The organism is Pseudomonas sp. WS 5412 (genome assembly GCF_012985615.1).
In the GTDB taxonomy this organism is placed as follows: domain Bacteria; phylum Pseudomonadota; class Gammaproteobacteria; order Pseudomonadales; family Pseudomonadaceae; genus Aquipseudomonas; species Aquipseudomonas shahriarae.
The window spans coordinates 286,023-300,722 of the sequence record NZ_JAARMB010000004.1; the positions used below are offsets into that span (position 1 = coordinate 286,023).

12 protein-coding genes are annotated in these 14,700 nt (G+C 61.8%); 1 reads left to right on the forward strand and 11 read right to left on the reverse strand.

Annotation, left to right across the window (positions count from 1 at the left end; genetic code table 11):
• Positions 1-26 precede the first annotated feature (26 nt).
• The 11 genes from purD to HBR94_RS08345 form a co-directional block, all read right to left on the reverse strand.
• Positions 27-1,319: a phosphoribosylamine--glycine ligase gene (gene purD / locus HBR94_RS08295; RefSeq protein WP_057437548.1), complete on the reverse strand. Its 1,293-nt coding sequence runs from the start codon at positions 1,317-1,319 to the stop codon at positions 27-29.
• 131 nt (positions 1,320-1,450) lie between these two features.
• A complete protein-coding gene (gene purH, locus HBR94_RS08300; RefSeq protein ID WP_057958208.1) occupies positions 1,451-3,058 on the reverse strand; it encodes a bifunctional phosphoribosylaminoimidazolecarboxamide formyltransferase/IMP cyclohydrolase in 1,608 nt (535 codons plus the stop codon).
• A gap of 81 nt (positions 3,059-3,139) precedes the next feature.
• Entirely contained in the window at positions 3,140-3,460 is a 321-nt protein-coding gene (gene fis, locus HBR94_RS08305) for a DNA-binding transcriptional regulator Fis (protein ID WP_003186237.1), read from the reverse strand.
• Entirely contained in the window at positions 3,457-4,470 is a 1,014-nt protein-coding gene (gene dusB, locus HBR94_RS08310) for a tRNA dihydrouridine synthase DusB (protein ID WP_057437552.1), read from the reverse strand. The genes fis and dusB overlap by 4 nt, the downstream gene beginning before the upstream one ends.
• Positions 4,471-4,656: 186 nt before the next feature.
• Complete coding sequence (locus HBR94_RS08315) at positions 4,657-5,865, reverse strand: DUF3426 domain-containing protein (RefSeq protein WP_057437561.1); 1,209 nt, start codon at positions 5,863-5,865, stop codon at positions 4,657-4,659.
• Between the two features lie 30 nt (positions 5,866-5,895).
• The gene (gene prmA, locus HBR94_RS08320; RefSeq protein ID WP_057958210.1) at positions 5,896-6,774 is read right to left on the reverse strand and encodes a 50S ribosomal protein L11 methyltransferase; all 879 of its coding nucleotides are present in this window, start codon (positions 6,772-6,774) and stop codon (positions 5,896-5,898) included.
• 273 nt (positions 6,775-7,047) lie between these two features.
• Entirely contained in the window at positions 7,048-8,409 is a 1,362-nt protein-coding gene (accC, locus tag HBR94_RS08325) for an acetyl-CoA carboxylase biotin carboxylase subunit (RefSeq protein WP_003188188.1), read from the reverse strand.
• 17 nt (positions 8,410-8,426) lie between these two features.
• The gene (gene accB, locus HBR94_RS08330) at positions 8,427-8,891 is read right to left on the reverse strand and encodes an acetyl-CoA carboxylase biotin carboxyl carrier protein (protein WP_057437565.1); all 465 of its coding nucleotides are present in this window, start codon (positions 8,889-8,891) and stop codon (positions 8,427-8,429) included.
• A gap of 24 nt (positions 8,892-8,915) precedes the next feature.
• Positions 8,916-9,371: a type II 3-dehydroquinate dehydratase gene (aroQ, locus tag HBR94_RS08335; RefSeq protein ID WP_057437567.1), complete on the reverse strand. Its 456-nt coding sequence runs from the start codon at positions 9,369-9,371 to the stop codon at positions 8,916-8,918.
• Positions 9,372-9,671: 300 nt separating this feature from the next.
• Positions 9,672-11,633: a methyl-accepting chemotaxis protein gene (locus HBR94_RS08340; protein ID WP_170044493.1), complete on the reverse strand. Its 1,962-nt coding sequence runs from the start codon at positions 11,631-11,633 to the stop codon at positions 9,672-9,674.
• 54 nt (positions 11,634-11,687) lie between these two features.
• A complete protein-coding gene (locus HBR94_RS08345) occupies positions 11,688-13,358 on the reverse strand; it encodes a PleD family two-component system response regulator (protein ID WP_115127297.1) in 1,671 nt (556 codons plus the stop codon).
• Positions 13,359-13,632: 274 nt separating this feature from the next.
• On the opposite strand from HBR94_RS08345, the gene HBR94_RS08350 reads away from it, so the two are divergent.
• Positions 13,633-14,700 (forward strand): DUF2333 family protein, encoded by a 1,068-nt coding sequence (locus HBR94_RS08350; RefSeq protein WP_057437575.1) that lies wholly within the window; start codon positions 13,633-13,635, stop codon positions 14,698-14,700.

A 14,700-nucleotide genomic window follows, 5' to 3' on the forward strand; every position in this document is an offset into this window, starting at 1 on the left:
CCCTGCCTAGCCGAACGGATAGCTGTTTACTGACTCTCGCCCCGCTCACGGGCAATGGCGCGATAGCCGATGTCCTTGCGGTAGAAACAGCCCTGCCAGTCGATTTTTGCAGCCAGCTTGTAGGCTTGCTGCTGGGCGGCATCGACACTGGCGCCCATGGCGGTGGCGCACAGCACGCGGCCACCGGCGGTAACCACCTGGCCATCCTTGAGCGCGGTCCCGGCATGGAACACCTTGCCTTCCAGCGTAGCCGCGGCGTCCAGGCCCTGGATCAGGTCACCCTTGGCGTAGTCGGCAGGGTAGCCGCCGGCGGCCAGCACGATGCCGACGCTTGGGCGTGGATCCCACTGGGCTTCAACCTTGTCCAGCGCTTGCGCCAGGGCGGCTTCCACCAGCAGTACCAGGCTCGACTGCAGACGCAGCATCACCGGTTGGGTTTCCGGGTCGCCGAAGCGGCAGTTGAACTCGATGACTTTCGGGTTGCCGGCCTTGTCGATCATCAACCCGGCGTACAGGAAGCCGGTGTAGACATTGCCTTCATCGGCCATGCCGCGCACGGTCGGCCAGATCACCAGGTCCATGACGCGCTGGTGCACGTCGGCGGTGACCACCGGGGCAGGGGAGTAGGCACCCATGCCGCCGGTGTTCGGGCCAGTGTCGCCGTCGCCGACGCGCTTGTGGTCCTGGCTGGTGGCCATCGGCAAGACGTTCTTGCCGTCGACCATCACGATGAAGCTGGCTTCTTCGCCATCGAGGAATTCTTCGATCACCACCCGCGAACCGGCGTCACCGAAGGCATTGCCGGCGAGCATGTCGCGCACCGCGTCTTCGGCTTCCTGCAGGGTCATCGCCACGATCACGCCTTTACCGGCGGCCAGGCCATCGGCCTTGATCACGATGGGGGCGCCTTTCTCACGCAGGTAAGCCAGGGCGGGCTCGATCTCGGTGAAGTTCTGGTAGTCGGCAGTCGGGATCTTGTGGCGAGCCAGGAAATCCTTGGTGAAGGCTTTCGAACCTTCCAACTGGGCGGCGCCAGCGGTAGGGCCGAAGCAGTCCAGGCCACGGCTGCGGAACAGGTCCACGACGCCGGCCACCAGCGGTACTTCAGGGCCGACGATGGTCAGGGACACGTTCTTTTCGGCGAAGTCGGCCAGTTGCTCCAGGGCCAAGACGTCGATGGCGACGTTTTCGCACTTGGCTTCAATGGCGGTACCGGCGTTGCCGGGCGCGACGAAGACTTTCTGGACGCGAGGGTCCTGGGCGACTTTCCAGGCCAGGGCGTGTTCACGGCCACCGCTGCCAATGATCAAAACATTCATTTCAAAAACCTCAAATTCTGTTAGTTGATCGTTCCCACGCTCTGCGTGGGAATGCCTCTACGGACGCCCTGCGTCCGAGGGACGCGGAGCGTCCCGGGCTGCGCACCCACGCGGAGCGTGGGCGCGATCAATCAGTGACGGAAGTGGCGCATGCCAGTAAAGACCATGGCAATGCCGGCTTCATCCGCTGCGGCGATAACCTCAGCATCACGCATCGAGCCACCCGGTTGGATCACCGCAGTCACGCCCGCTTTTGCAGCGTTGTCCAGGCCATCACGGAACGGGAAGAACGCGTCCGAGGCCATCACCGAACCGACCACCTGCAAGCCGGCGTGTTCGGCCTTGATCGCCGCAATACGCGCCGAGTTCACGCGGCTCATCTGGCCGGCGCCGACACCGATGGTCTGACGGTTCTTGGCGTAGACGATGGCGTTGGACTTAACGTACTTGGCTACTTTCCAGGCGAAGATCAGGTCGTTGATCTCTTGCTCGGTCGGTGCGCGCTTGGTCACCACTTTCAGATCTTGGCTGCCGATCATGCCGATGTCGCGGCTCTGCACCAGCAAGCCGCCATTGACGCGCTTGTAGTCCCAGGCAGCGGCACGCTCAGCCGACCACTCGCCACAGGCCAGCAGGCGCACATTGGCCTTGGCGGCGACGATGGCGCGGGCCTCTTCGCTGACGGATGGGGCAATGATCACTTCGACGAACTGACGCTCGACGATGGCCTTGGCGGTCTCGGCGTCCAGTTCGCGGTTGAAGGCGATGATGCCGCCGAATGCCGATTCGGTGTCGGTGGCGTAGGCCAGTTCGTAGGCCTGGCGGATCCCGCCTTCAGCGTCCGGGCTCACGGCCACGCCGCACGGGTTGGCGTGCTTGACGATCACGCAGGCCGGCTTGACGAAGCTCTTCACACATTCCAGCGCGGCGTCGGTATCAGCCACGTTGTTGTAGGACAGCTCTTTGCCCTGCAGTTGGGTCGCGGTGGCGATCCCGACTTCGGCAGGCTTGGCTTCCACGTAGAACGCCGCGCTCTGGTGCGGGTTCTCGCCGTAGCGCATTTCCTGGGCCTTGATGAACTGGCTGTTGAAGGTGCGCGGGAACTGGCTGCGGCCTTCAGTGCTGAGGGTCTCGGCGGCCTGGTTCACGGTGCCCATGTAGTTGGCGATCATGCCGTCATAGGCAGCCGTGTGTTCGAAGGCCTTGAGCATCAGGTCGAAACGCTGGGCGTAGGTCAGGCCGCCAGCTTTCAGGCTTTCCAATACTTGGGCATAGTCGCTGGCGTTGACCACAATGGCCACGTCTTTGTGGTTCTTGGCTGCCGAGCGCACCATGGTCGGGCCGCCGATATCAATGTTCTCGATAGCGGTCGGCAGGTCGCAGCCTGGCTTGTTGATGGTGGCTTCAAACGGGTAGAGGTTGACGGCCACCAGGTCGATCGGCTTGATGCCGTGCTCGTTCATGATGGCGTCGTCGATACCGCGACGGCCGAGGATGCCGCCGTGGATTTTCGGGTGCAGGGTCTTGACCCGACCGTCCATCATTTCTGCGAAACCGGTGTAGTCCGCGACTTCTACTGCGGCCACGCCGTTGTCCTGCAGCAGTTTGAAGGTCCCGCCCGTGGAGAGGATTTCCACACCCAGGGCTTCCAGCTCCCGGGCAAATTCGAGGATCCCGGTCTTGTCGGAAACACTGATCAAGGCGCGGCGGATCGGCAGGCGGGTAGTCTGGTCGGTCATCTCAATTTCCATCAAAAGCAAAGGAGTCAGCAAAAAAGGCGACCGGTTTTACGCGGGCGCCTTTCTGGTTTGATTGAATGCTTACAGCAAATCGTACTGTTTGAGCTTCTTGCGCAGGGTCCCACGGTTCAGGCCCAGCAGCTCACTGGCTTTGGTCTGGTTGCCCTTGACGTAGTTCATCACGCTTTCGAGCAAGGGCGCCTCGACTTCGGAGAGCACCAGGTTGTACACATCCGTGACGGCCGCGCCCTCAAGGTGGGCGAAATAATTGTGCAGCGCTTTCTCGACGCTCCCGCGAAGGGTCTGGCCTTCTTCGCTCGGCGTGTTGAGGTGCTGTTTCAAATTGACGTTGTCGCTCACGGGTGTTGTTCCACTCACTAAAGTCTCGGTCATCATCGTCATGCGGCCACCCCTTCTCCGTCCCCTGCTCTCAGGCTCTTGTCTCGTTCGGCAAAGAACTCACGAACGGCGGTGACCTGTGCTTGCGTTTCATCCAAACGATTGAACCCGGTGCGAAACTCTTTGGCGCCGGGCAGGGTTGCGAGGTACCAACCCACATGCTTGCGAGCAATGCGCGCGCCCATCACGTCCCCATAGAAGATGTGCAGGGCGGCCAGATGCTCTAGCAGAATACGTTCCACCTCGATCAGCCCCGGTGCCGGCATGATTTCGCCGGTACGCAGGAAATGCTCGATCTCACGAAAAATCCATGGCCGCCCCTGGGCGGCCCGGCCGATCAACAGGCCATCGGCACCGGTTGCGTGCAATACGCGCCGGGCTTTCTCGGCCGAGTCGATGTCGCCGTTGGCAAAGACCGGAATCGACACTGCCTGCTTGATCGCGGCAATGGTGTCGTATTCGGCCTCGCCGGTATAAAGGTCAGCGCGGGTGCGGCCATGCACCGCCAATGCTGCAATGCCTGCCTGTTCGGCGATCTTCGCCACCGTCAGGCCGTTCTTGTTGTCCCGGTCCCAGCCGGTGCGAATCTTCAGGGTGACCGGCACATCCACTGCACCCACCACGGCGTGCAGGATCTCGGCCACCAACTGCTCATCCTTCAACAGGGCGGAACCGGCGGCCTTGTTGCAGACCTTTTTTGCCGGGCAACCCATGTTGATATCAATAATCTGTGCACCCAGCTCTACGTTGGCTCGGGCTGCATCCGCCAGCATTTGCGCATCACCGCCGGCGATCTGCACCGAGCGGGGCTCGGGATCACCTTCGTGGATCATGCGCATCCGCGATTTGCGGGTGTTCCACAAGCTCATGTCGCTGGTGACCATTTCCGAGACTACAAGCCCTGCCCCCAAACGTTTGCACAGCTGACGAAAGGGCTGGTCAGTGACGCCCGCCATCGGGGCGAGAATCAAAGCGTTTGGCAATGTATATGGGCCGATGCGTACCGCCGACATAGGACTTCCCTGTTGTGGGGCCGGATCATTAGAGTTCGAAAAAGGGTTGGCATGATACCCGCTCTCGATGACTGGTTAAAGGCTGAATTGGATAAAATCTGAGCAGTTATTTTCTTATCGCCAGCGGTTTGGTCGTGGACGAGCAAGTCAATAACCTGCCGTCCGAACCTTGACGCGCGCAACCAATCACTCGGGGGAGTGGAAACTCAAACTGTAGTTCACGGCCTTGTTGCCTGGGTCGAGAATGTCCAGGGCGATATGGATCGGGGTCTGGGACGGCATCTCGGTCTGGCCGGCCAACTCGCCGCTGAGGTATTCGGCGGGTTTGAAGCGCCGGCTGGCGATCATCCGGCCATTAAGGTCTGCAAAGCGCAGCTCCAGCAGCGGGAACGGCTGGGAGAACGTCGCACGGTTATAGATGATGGCATCCACCACCAGCGCGCCGGCAAACTCCGGATGGCTGCGCACCACCAGGTTGCTGCTCTTGATATGGGCAATATCCACCCGCGACGGCACGGTACAGCCCAGTTTCGGGCACAGTTCCTGGAACCATGGGCGGTACTTGTCCTGGCGGGCCAGGTCGTCGAACTGGTAGGCAATGTACTGGCCGGCGAGGGCGGCGGCGGCCAGCAGCACCAGGGTCAGCCAGAGCAGGCGGCGGCCCCAGCCGGCGGGGCGCTTGCCGGCGTAGAGGTGCAGCGGGTCGTCTTCCAGGTCCTGCAGCATCTCGTCATGGACGTTGCCCGTGGCGCGTGTGCGCTTGCGGCGTGGTTCAGGCTCGGGTTCGTCCGGCTCGCTGCTGAGCGTTGGTTCGGGCGACTCGAGAGCGTCGTCGGCACGCAGCACAGGCTCATCGTCCACCTCGTGAATGTCGAAGGACATCGAGGGCTCGGTACGCTGGGGCTTGCCCGTGGGGGCCGGGGCTGGTTCGACGGTTTCCTCGGTGTGGGCGATTGTCGCAGCCCGTTCGTCCGGCGGGTCGCTGAACAGACTGGCGGCCCACTGTTCTTCTTCAGCCTTGACCGTATCGCGGCTGGCGATCATCGACTCGTCTTTTTGCCGACGGTCCGCGCCGGCCTGGCGGCGGTCGCTGCCCTGGGGCTGGGTGTGTTGGATCTCCCGGCGCTCAAGCTTGGCCAATTCTTCGTCGAGGTTCAGGTGGTCCAGGTCCAGCTCTTCGGCGGTCCATTGCTTCTGGCTGATGGCGCGTGGCGGGGCTTCGGCAGCCGGCGCTTCAGGCGCGTGGGCGCGTTGCTCCAGCAGTTGCCGGGCGGCATTGAACACTTGCAGGCACGAGCCGCAACGAACCACACCACGGGCCACGCTCAATTGAGCATGGCTGGCGCGGAAGCGGGTTTGGCAATGCGGGCACTGGGTGACGAAACTGTCGGTCATGCGGCCATCCGATTCATGCAGGCGCTCATTCTAGCGCCGACGACCGCTGATGCGTACCCAGCCATCGCGGTTGGCGATGGGGTCCAGGTCGAAGTCCTGGGCGTAGGCGGCGGCGACTTCTTCGCCCTGCTCGGCGAGGATCCCCGACAGCGCCAGGCGCCCACCGGGCCTGACCAGGCTCGACAGTTGTGGAGCCAGCGAAACCAGCGGCCCGGCGAGGATATTGGCGACCAATACATCGGCCTGCACCTGGGGCAATTGCTCCGGCAGGTACAGTGGGAATTTGCCTTCAGGAATGTTGTTGCGCCCGGCGTTATCGCGGGAGGCCTCCAGGGCCTGCACGTCAATATCGGTACCGACGGCTTCCTTGGCGCCCAGCAACAGCGCGGCGATGGCCAGGATGCCCGAGCCGCAACCGAAGTCCAGCACGTTGCAGCCTTGCAGGTCCTGGCCGTCGAGCCATTCCAGGCACAGGGCGGTGGTCGGATGGGTGCCGGTGCCGAACGCCAGGCCCGGGTCCAGCAGCAGGTTGACCGCCTCAGGCTCCGGGGCCGCGTGCCAGCTTGGTACGATCCACAGGCGCTGGCCGAAACGCATGGGCTGGAAGTTATCCATCCAACTGCGCTCCCAGTCCTGGTCTTCGATCACTTCGCTATGGTGCTCGGGCAGCGGGCCGCCGGTCAGCAGTTCCATATGGGCAAACACGCTGCTGGCGTCGGTGCCGTCTTCGAACAGGGCCAGCAAGTGGGTGTGGGACCACAGCGGCGTGGTGTTCAGCTCAGGCTCGAAAATCGGCTGGTCTTCGGCGTCCATGAAGGTCACCGACACGGCGCCGACTTCGAGGAACGCGTCTTCATAGGTTTCGGCTTGTTCTGGGCTGATGGCGAGACGGACTTGCAGCCAAGGCATGGCGGGCACCTTTGAAAAAATGAGTGTGCAGCGGGGTGGGGCTGCGAAAGGGCGCAAGTTTACGCGAGAGCAGGCCAGAAGACGACACCACTGACAGCACGGGAGCCAAATGTGGGAGCTGGCTTGCCTGCGATGGCGGGGTGTCAGCTTGCTCATCAGTACCTGGCCTGCCGCTATCGCAGGCAAGCCAGCTCCTACAGGGTTTTGTGGTGTTCTTGTGTGCGCATAAACGACAAAACCGCCCGAAGGCGGTTTTGTGGGTGGAGCACAAACTTACTGGTTGGCCAGCTTGTGTTCCAGGTAGTGAATGTTCACACCACCTTCGCAGAAGCCTTCATCACGAACCAGATCCCGATGCAGAGGGATGTTGGTCTTGATGCCGTCGACCACGATTTCGTCCAGGGCATTGCGCATACGGGCCATGGCCTCGTCGCGAGTGGCGCCCCAGGTGATCAGCTTGCCGATCAGCGAGTCGTAGTTGGACGGAACCTTGTAGCCGCTGTACAGATGCGAATCGACGCGAACGCCGTTGCCGCCTGGTGCATGGAAATGCTTGACCAGGCCTGGACTCGGGATAAAGGTTTTCGGGTCTTCGGCGTTGATCCGGCACTCCAGGGAGTGACCGTGCATCTTCACGTCGTCCTGGGTAAAGGACAGCACGTTGCCAGCGGCGATGCTCAGCATCTCCTTGACGATGTCGATACCGGTGACCATCTCCGAAACCGGGTGCTCTACCTGCACACGAGTGTTCATCTCGATGAAGTAGAAGCGGCCGTTCTCGTAGAGGAACTCGAAAGTCCCGGCGCCACGGTAGTTGATATCGATGCAAGCCTTGACGCAGCGTGCCAGGACTTCCTGACGTGCTTTTTCATCCAGGCCCGGTGCCGGAGCTTCTTCCAGGACTTTCTGGTGACGGCGTTGCAGCGAGCAATCGCGGTCGCCCAGGTGGATGGCGTGGCCCTGGCCGTCGGACAGTACCTGGACTTCCACGTGACGTGGGTTGGTCAGGTACTTTTCCAGGTAGACCATCGGGTTGCCGAACCAGGCACCCGCTTCGGAGCGAGTCTGCTTGGCCGCTTCGATCAGGTCTTCTTCCTTGTGCACCACGCGCATGCCGCGACCACCACCGCCGCCGGCGGCCTTGATGATCACCGGGTAACCGACTTCGCGACCAATGCGCAGGGCGGTTTCCTCGTCTTCCGGCAGTGGGCCGTCGGAGCCTGGAACGGTTGGCACGCCGGCTGCGATCATCGCGTCCTTGGCCGACACCTTGTCGCCCATCAGGCGAATGGTCTCGGCTTTCGGGCCGATGAAGGCGAAGCCGGATTTTTCCACCTGTTCGGCGAAATCGGCGTTTTCCGCGAGGAAGCCGTAGCCAGGGTGGATGCCGTCAGCGCCGGTCACTTCAGCCGCGGCGATGATGTTCGAGACCTTCAGGTACGAGTTCGTGGCCAGTGGCGGGCCAATGCAGATGCTTTCGTCCGCCAGTTTCACGTGCATCAATTCGGTATCGGCCGTCGAGTAAACAGCGACGGTCTTGATGCCCTCTTCCTTACAGGCGCGCAGGATCCGCAGCGCGATCTCGCCGCGGTTGGCGATCAGGACTTTTTGCAGTTTCTTCGCAGGTTTCAACATCGAAGGCGCTCCGCGGTTCAAACGATGGTGAACAGCGGCTGGTCGTACTCAACCGGCTGACCGTTTTCTACCAGGATGGATTCGATGACGCCGGCTTTTTCGGCCGTGATGTGGTTCATCATCTTCATCGCTTCCACGATGCAGATGGTGTCGCCCACTTTCACGGTCTTGCCCACTTCAACGAAGGCTGGCGAGGTCGGTGCCGGGGTGCGGTAGAAAGTACCGACCATTGGCGACTTGACCACGAAACCGTTCAGCGCAGGGGCAGCAGGTGCGGCAGGTGCAGCGCTAGCAGCAGGTGCGGCGGCTGGAGCAGCAGCGGCAGGCGCCGGCGCTTGCATCTGGGGTGCGTAGAACTGTTGGGCCGGGGTCTTGCTGTGACGGCTGATCCGTACGGATTCTTCGCCTTCCTTGATTTCCAGCTCGTCGATACCGGATTCTTCCAGCAGTTCGATCAGTTTCTTAACTTTACGGATATCCATGAATCATCAACTCCCAAGGGTCGGTCAGGGGCGTTTAGCCTGTTCTTCAATGTGTTCCAGGGCGGCCTCCAGGGCCAGTCGGTAACCGCTGGCGCCAAGGCCGCAGATCACTCCTACCGCTACGTCGGAGAAGTAAGAGTGATGGCGGAAAGCTTCGCGTTTATGCACGTTCGATAAATGCACTTCGATGAATGGGATGCTCACCGCCAGCAGCGCGTCACGTAAAGCAACACTTGTGTGCGTAAAAGCGGCGGGATTGATCAGGATAAAGTCCACGCCTTCGCTGCGCGCGGCGTGAATGCGATCAATCAATTCATACTCGGCATTGCTTTGCAGGTAAAGCAGATGGTGGCCGGCTTCACGGGCCCGTCGCTCCAGATCGAGGTTGATCTGTTCGAGGGTGACTGCACCGTACACACCCGGTTCGCGGGTGCCGAGCAGGTTCAGGTTGGGTCCGTGCAGAACCAGTAAGGTCGCCATCGGCTGTTCCTTGTTATTGATGTGGGTACGTCAGAACCCGGCGACTATGCCGCAAAGCCTTTGTGACTGTCCAGTTCTCTGCAATAGCCAGCACGATTAGCGAGGATTGCGCAAAATTTGTGACTAGGGCCTTGGATCCGGTCATTGGTAACACGGTTGCGAGTACACAGGAGATCAAATGTGGGGGCGGGCTTGCTCGCGAATGCGGTGTATCAGTCAACCTATCCATCACTGACCCACCGCATTCGCGAGCAAGCCCGCTCCCACATTTTTGATTCCCGTCTGATTTGGGAGATAGAGTCAGACGCGAAATGCCTGCACTGCCGTGTTGAGTTGCCCGCCGAGCACCAACAGATGCTCGCCCTGGCGGCGGCCCTGGCCAATGCGCAACAGGTTGTCCTCACCCAACTGGTGGATGCGCTCGCTATTATCGCGGATCTCACTGACCGCGCCGCTCTGCTGGGCCGTTACATCGGCAATCCGGATGGCTGTGTCGGAAATGGTCTGGATCGCGCCGACGATTTCGTCCAGTGCGCCGTCGGCCGCTTCGGCTTGCTGGGCGGTGGCTTCGGCGTGTTCGACCTGGGCGCGCATGCCTTCCACCGATTGCCGTGCTGCGGTTTGCAGGCCGGCGATCAAGGTCTGGATCTCGGCGGTGGCGCCCGCCGTGCGCTGGGCCAGGGAGCGTACTTCGTCGGCGACCACGGCAAACCCACGCCCGGCCTCGCCGGCGCGGGCGGCTTCGATGGCGGCGTTGAGCGCCAGCAGATTGGTCTGCTCGGCAATCGAGCGGATCACCGTGAGCACGTTGCCAATGGTCGCGGACTCTTCGGCGAGTTTCTCGATCATTTGCGCATTGCCCTGCACTTCGCCCACCAGCGCGTGCAGGCCGGTCAGGCTCAAGCCGATCACCCGTTGCCCATGCTCCACGGCCTCGCCGGCGCTGCGGCTGGCCCCGGCTGCCTGGCTGGCGTCACCCGCGACCTGCTGGATAGTGGCCTCCAACTCGCCCAATGAATCACGGATTTGCGCAGTGTCCCCGGCCTGGCGTTCGGCGCCGTCATGCAGGCCGCCGCTCAGTTCGGCCAGGGCGCGGCTGCTGCCGGCCACTTGCTCGGCATTTGCGCGAATAGTGCCCACCAGGTTCACCAGGTAAGTCCGCAGGCGATTGAGCGAGGCTTCAATATCATGCAGTTCACGGTTGGTTGCACCCAGGGCGATCTCCTGGCTGAAGTCGCCCTCGGCCCAGGTCGACAGGGCCGGCGCCAGGCTGGTCAGCACCCGCGCCAGGCGCCGTTGCAGGGTGTCGATGAGCAGGGCGATCAGCAGGATCAGGCCAATCATTACGCCTTGGATCACCCGCACTTCGCCCTGGATTCGAGCGTGCTGGGCGCGCACTTCGGGCTCCAGCGCAGCAATGGCGTGCTGCACGGTGTTGATTTTCAGGTGGGTGGCGGCGGCCAATTCGGTACGTTTCTGGATTTGCTCGCGGGTCCGCGCCAGTTCGGAAGGGTAGCGCGTGAGCAGGCTGTTGAGCTCGCGCTTGAGGCCTACGCCGGTGTCTTCGGCGACCTTGGTTTCGCTGCTTTCCAGGCCCATCAACGCCGAAAAATCATCGCTGTTGGAGGCACTGCTGGCGGTCACGCCCAACAGTGGTAGCTGCTCAATCAAGTCCGCCTGGCTGCGGATGTTGGCCAGTTCACGCTCCACATCGGCCGCCAGCTCGCTGCGCCCACTGCTCACCAGTTTGTCCCGCGCCAGGGATAGCCGCCCCAGATGCTGCGCGGCGGCGAGCAACGGTGGTAGATAACGCGCCGCGTCCGGTGAGCTGACGCCGATGGCGTACTGGCTCAGTTGCTCCAGATTGGCCCCCAGCTCCCGCTCGGCTTGCAGCAGCAAGGCTTGTGGGTCGCCGGCCAGCTTGCCGGCGGCCAGCAGGTCGGTCTTGCTGAAACCCTCAAGGTCCAGCAAGCCGGGGCGCAATTTTTCGCTCAGCTCAGGCGGCAGTTCGTCCAGGTTCAGCGCCAGGCTTTCCAGGCTCTGGCCGGCAGCGCTCAGGCGCAAGGCATCGCCGCTGGCCAAATAGTCGTCGATATTGCGCGCGGTCTGGTTCTGGAAGGCTTGGGACAGGCCCAGGTAGCGCTCCATCAGCACATAAGGGCGTTCAAGCGCCCGTTGCGACCACCAGAGCGTAGCGCTCAGGGCCAGGCAAACGGCGACCAGCAGAAGGGTATTGAGATTTGTCAGCAGCTTCAGGCGCATGCGTGGTTTCAACCAACGGCGGAAGAATAAGTGCCTGAAGTTATTGCGTTTTCGTTACAGCGTTATGACGGACTGAGTGGAATCCGATGAAAAGGTGGCACTTTGCCTTGATGTGCCTGCGGCGTGCACGCGATTGCGCCCGGCGTCCTTGGCCCGGTAGAGCGCTTCGTCGGCCTGGGCGGCCATCATCAGGCTGTCGGAGCCGTCGCACAGCTCGACCACTCCGGCGCTGAAGGTGCACCACAAGTCCTGGGGCTGGGCCGGGTAGTGGATTTCGGCAAAGCGCCCACGGATTTCATCGAGCACTTTGCAAGCGGCGTCCAGGTCGGTGTCGGGCATCACGATGGCGAATTCTTCGCCGCCGTAACGGCCGATGTAGTCGGTCTTGCGCAGGCGCTGCTTGAGAAACAGCGCCAGGCTCTTGATCACGCGATCGCCCATGGGGTGGCCGTGGCTGTCGTTGACCCGCTTGAAGTGGTCAATGTCGAGCATGGCAAAGCTCAACGGCTTGTTCTCGCGGCGCGAGCGGAAGCTGCAGTCTTCCAGCAGTTGCAGGATATGGGTGTGGTTGTACAGGCCGGTCAGGCTGTCGCGCACCATCCGCGCCTTGAGGTGGCGGGCGCGGGCGGCGCGGTTGCGCACGGTGGTGATCAGGTGGCGCGGCTTGATCGGCTTGGTGAGGAAGTCGTCGCCGCCTTCGCTCATGGCATCCAGCTGTTTATCCAGGTCATCTTCGGCCGACAGATAAATGATCGGCACGCTGACATAGCGGTCATTGTGGCGGATCACCTTGGCCAACTCGGTGCCGGTACAGGCTGGCATATACATGTCGAGGATGATCAGGTCGGGCTGGAAGTCCGCCAGCTCGGCCATGGCCTGGATCGGCTCGATCAGGGTGCGGGTGACGATCCCGGCGCTGTTGAGCAGGCGTTCGGTGTGCATCGCCTGGGCGCGGGAGTCGTCGATGATCAACACTTTATAGGGTTCGTACTGGGCGACGCAGGTCAGCACCTCGATTTTTTCCAGCAGGCTCGACGCCTCCAGGGTCCCGGTAAGGAACTCCTGGCCACCGGCGCGCACGGCGGCCAGGCGGGTGGGGGTGTCGGTTTCGTGCAGGCTGAAGAACAGCAGCGGCAGTTTCTGCTCCAGGCCTTCCTGGGCTTCGGCGGCCAACTTCAGGCCCAGGCCGGCGCCACAGAAGTCCACGTCCATCACAATCGCCGCCGGCAGGCGTTCGGCCATGGACGAACGGAAGGCGGCCACGCTGTCCAGGGACTGCGCACTCAAACCAAAGAATTCCAGCTGCTTGGCCAGGCGCTCGGCGCGGTCGTGATCGGCGAGCATCACGTAGATCGGCTTGCGCATCGGCGGCAGGAAGGTCTGGTCCAACTGGTCGCCCTGACGCAGGCCGGTCCGCGACAGGCGCTGCATCAAACGGTTGAGGTCGGTGATCAGGTGGCTGCTCAGGCGGCCGCGGTTTTCGTCCACGGCTTTAAGCGACTCGATGATGTGCCGGGCCAGTTGGCCATGCTCGGGTTGTTCGAAGCGTTCGGCAAAACGCAGCAGGCGCAGATTGGCCTCGCTGAGTTCATTCAATTCGGCGTTCGACCATTCGCTGCGCTGTAAACGCTGCCAGATCTCAAGAATTTGACGCGCCTGATGAATTACCCGCTGGGCAAAGTGGTGCTTGAGACGCTCACGACTGGGGTCTTCTGGCTCGGTCATATCCTGACTACTAGGTAAGGGTGCATGCTGAGGTCGACTGGTGGCTCTATGCTAGCACCTCTTTTCATTCGCACGAGTGTCATACGTCAATTAACTGCAGCGTCCTGTGGATTCATTTGCTGACCCTTGGGTCGCGTAGGCGCATCGGCGCCCATCCTTTATAGTTGAGTGCCAGCTTTACGCCACCTTGATTAAAAGCCCCGCACCGACGGGCACGATGGGGTAGGGTTGTGGTCGTAGCTATTGAACTCAAGTGACTGAAAGGATATCCGCCATGCTGGACTGGAAAAACCGTGCAGGCAGCGCCCCAGGCCCAAGCCCTGCGCCCAAGTCGGCCTCCCGCAGCTATTTTCGTAATCTGTTGATGAGCCGTGCCCTGATGACCCTGGTGGTGATTTACCTGTTGGTCACCGGTGGCCTGGGCTGGTATTGGAGCCAGGAGCCGGCGTTGTTCCCGGTCCAGCAAAACGCGCAAATTGCCGCTGAAAAAGACGGCAAGCAAATGGTCATCGGCTTTACCACTGTCGAAACCGTCAAGACCGTGGTGGGTACCCTGCTGAACAAGCCTGGTGGTTATATTTCCAATGACCGCTTCCCGCCTGGGTTGTGGATGGACAATATGCCCAGCTGGGAATATGGCGTGCTGGTGCAGGTGCGTGACCTGACCCGTGCCCTGCGCAAGGACTTCGCCCGCTCGCAATCGCAATCGGCCGAAGACGCCGACCTGGCCAAGGCCGAGCCGCGCTTTAACTTCGACAACAAGAGCTGGGTGCTGCCCTCCAGCGAATCGGAGTACCAGGAAGGCATCAACTCCCTGAACCGCTATCAGGCGCGCCTGTCCGACCCCAACCAGAAAGGCGCGTTGTTCTACGCGCGTGCCGACAACCTGAACAACTGGCTGGGCGATGTTGCTACCCGCCTCGGTTCGTTGTCGCAGCGCCTGTCGGCCAGTGTCGGCCGGGTCAAGCTCAATACCGCGCTGAAAACCGAAACGCTGGCGCCGGGCGAAGTGCCGCAGCTCGATGAAGAAGTGGTGGAAACTCCATGGATGCAGATCGACAACGTGTTCTACGAGGCCCGCGGCCAGGCCTGGGCCCTGTCCCACCTGTTGCGCGCCATCGAAGTCGACTTTGCCGACGTGCTGGCCAAGAAAAACGCCACCGTCAGCGTGCGCCAGATCATTCGTGAGCTGGAGGCGTCCCAGGAAACCCTGTGGAGCCCGATGATCCTCAATGGCAGCGGCTATGGCGTATTGGCCAACCACTCGCTGGTGATGGCCAACTACATCTCCCGCGCCAACGCGGCGGTGATCGACTTGCGTCAACTGCTGAACCAGGGTTGA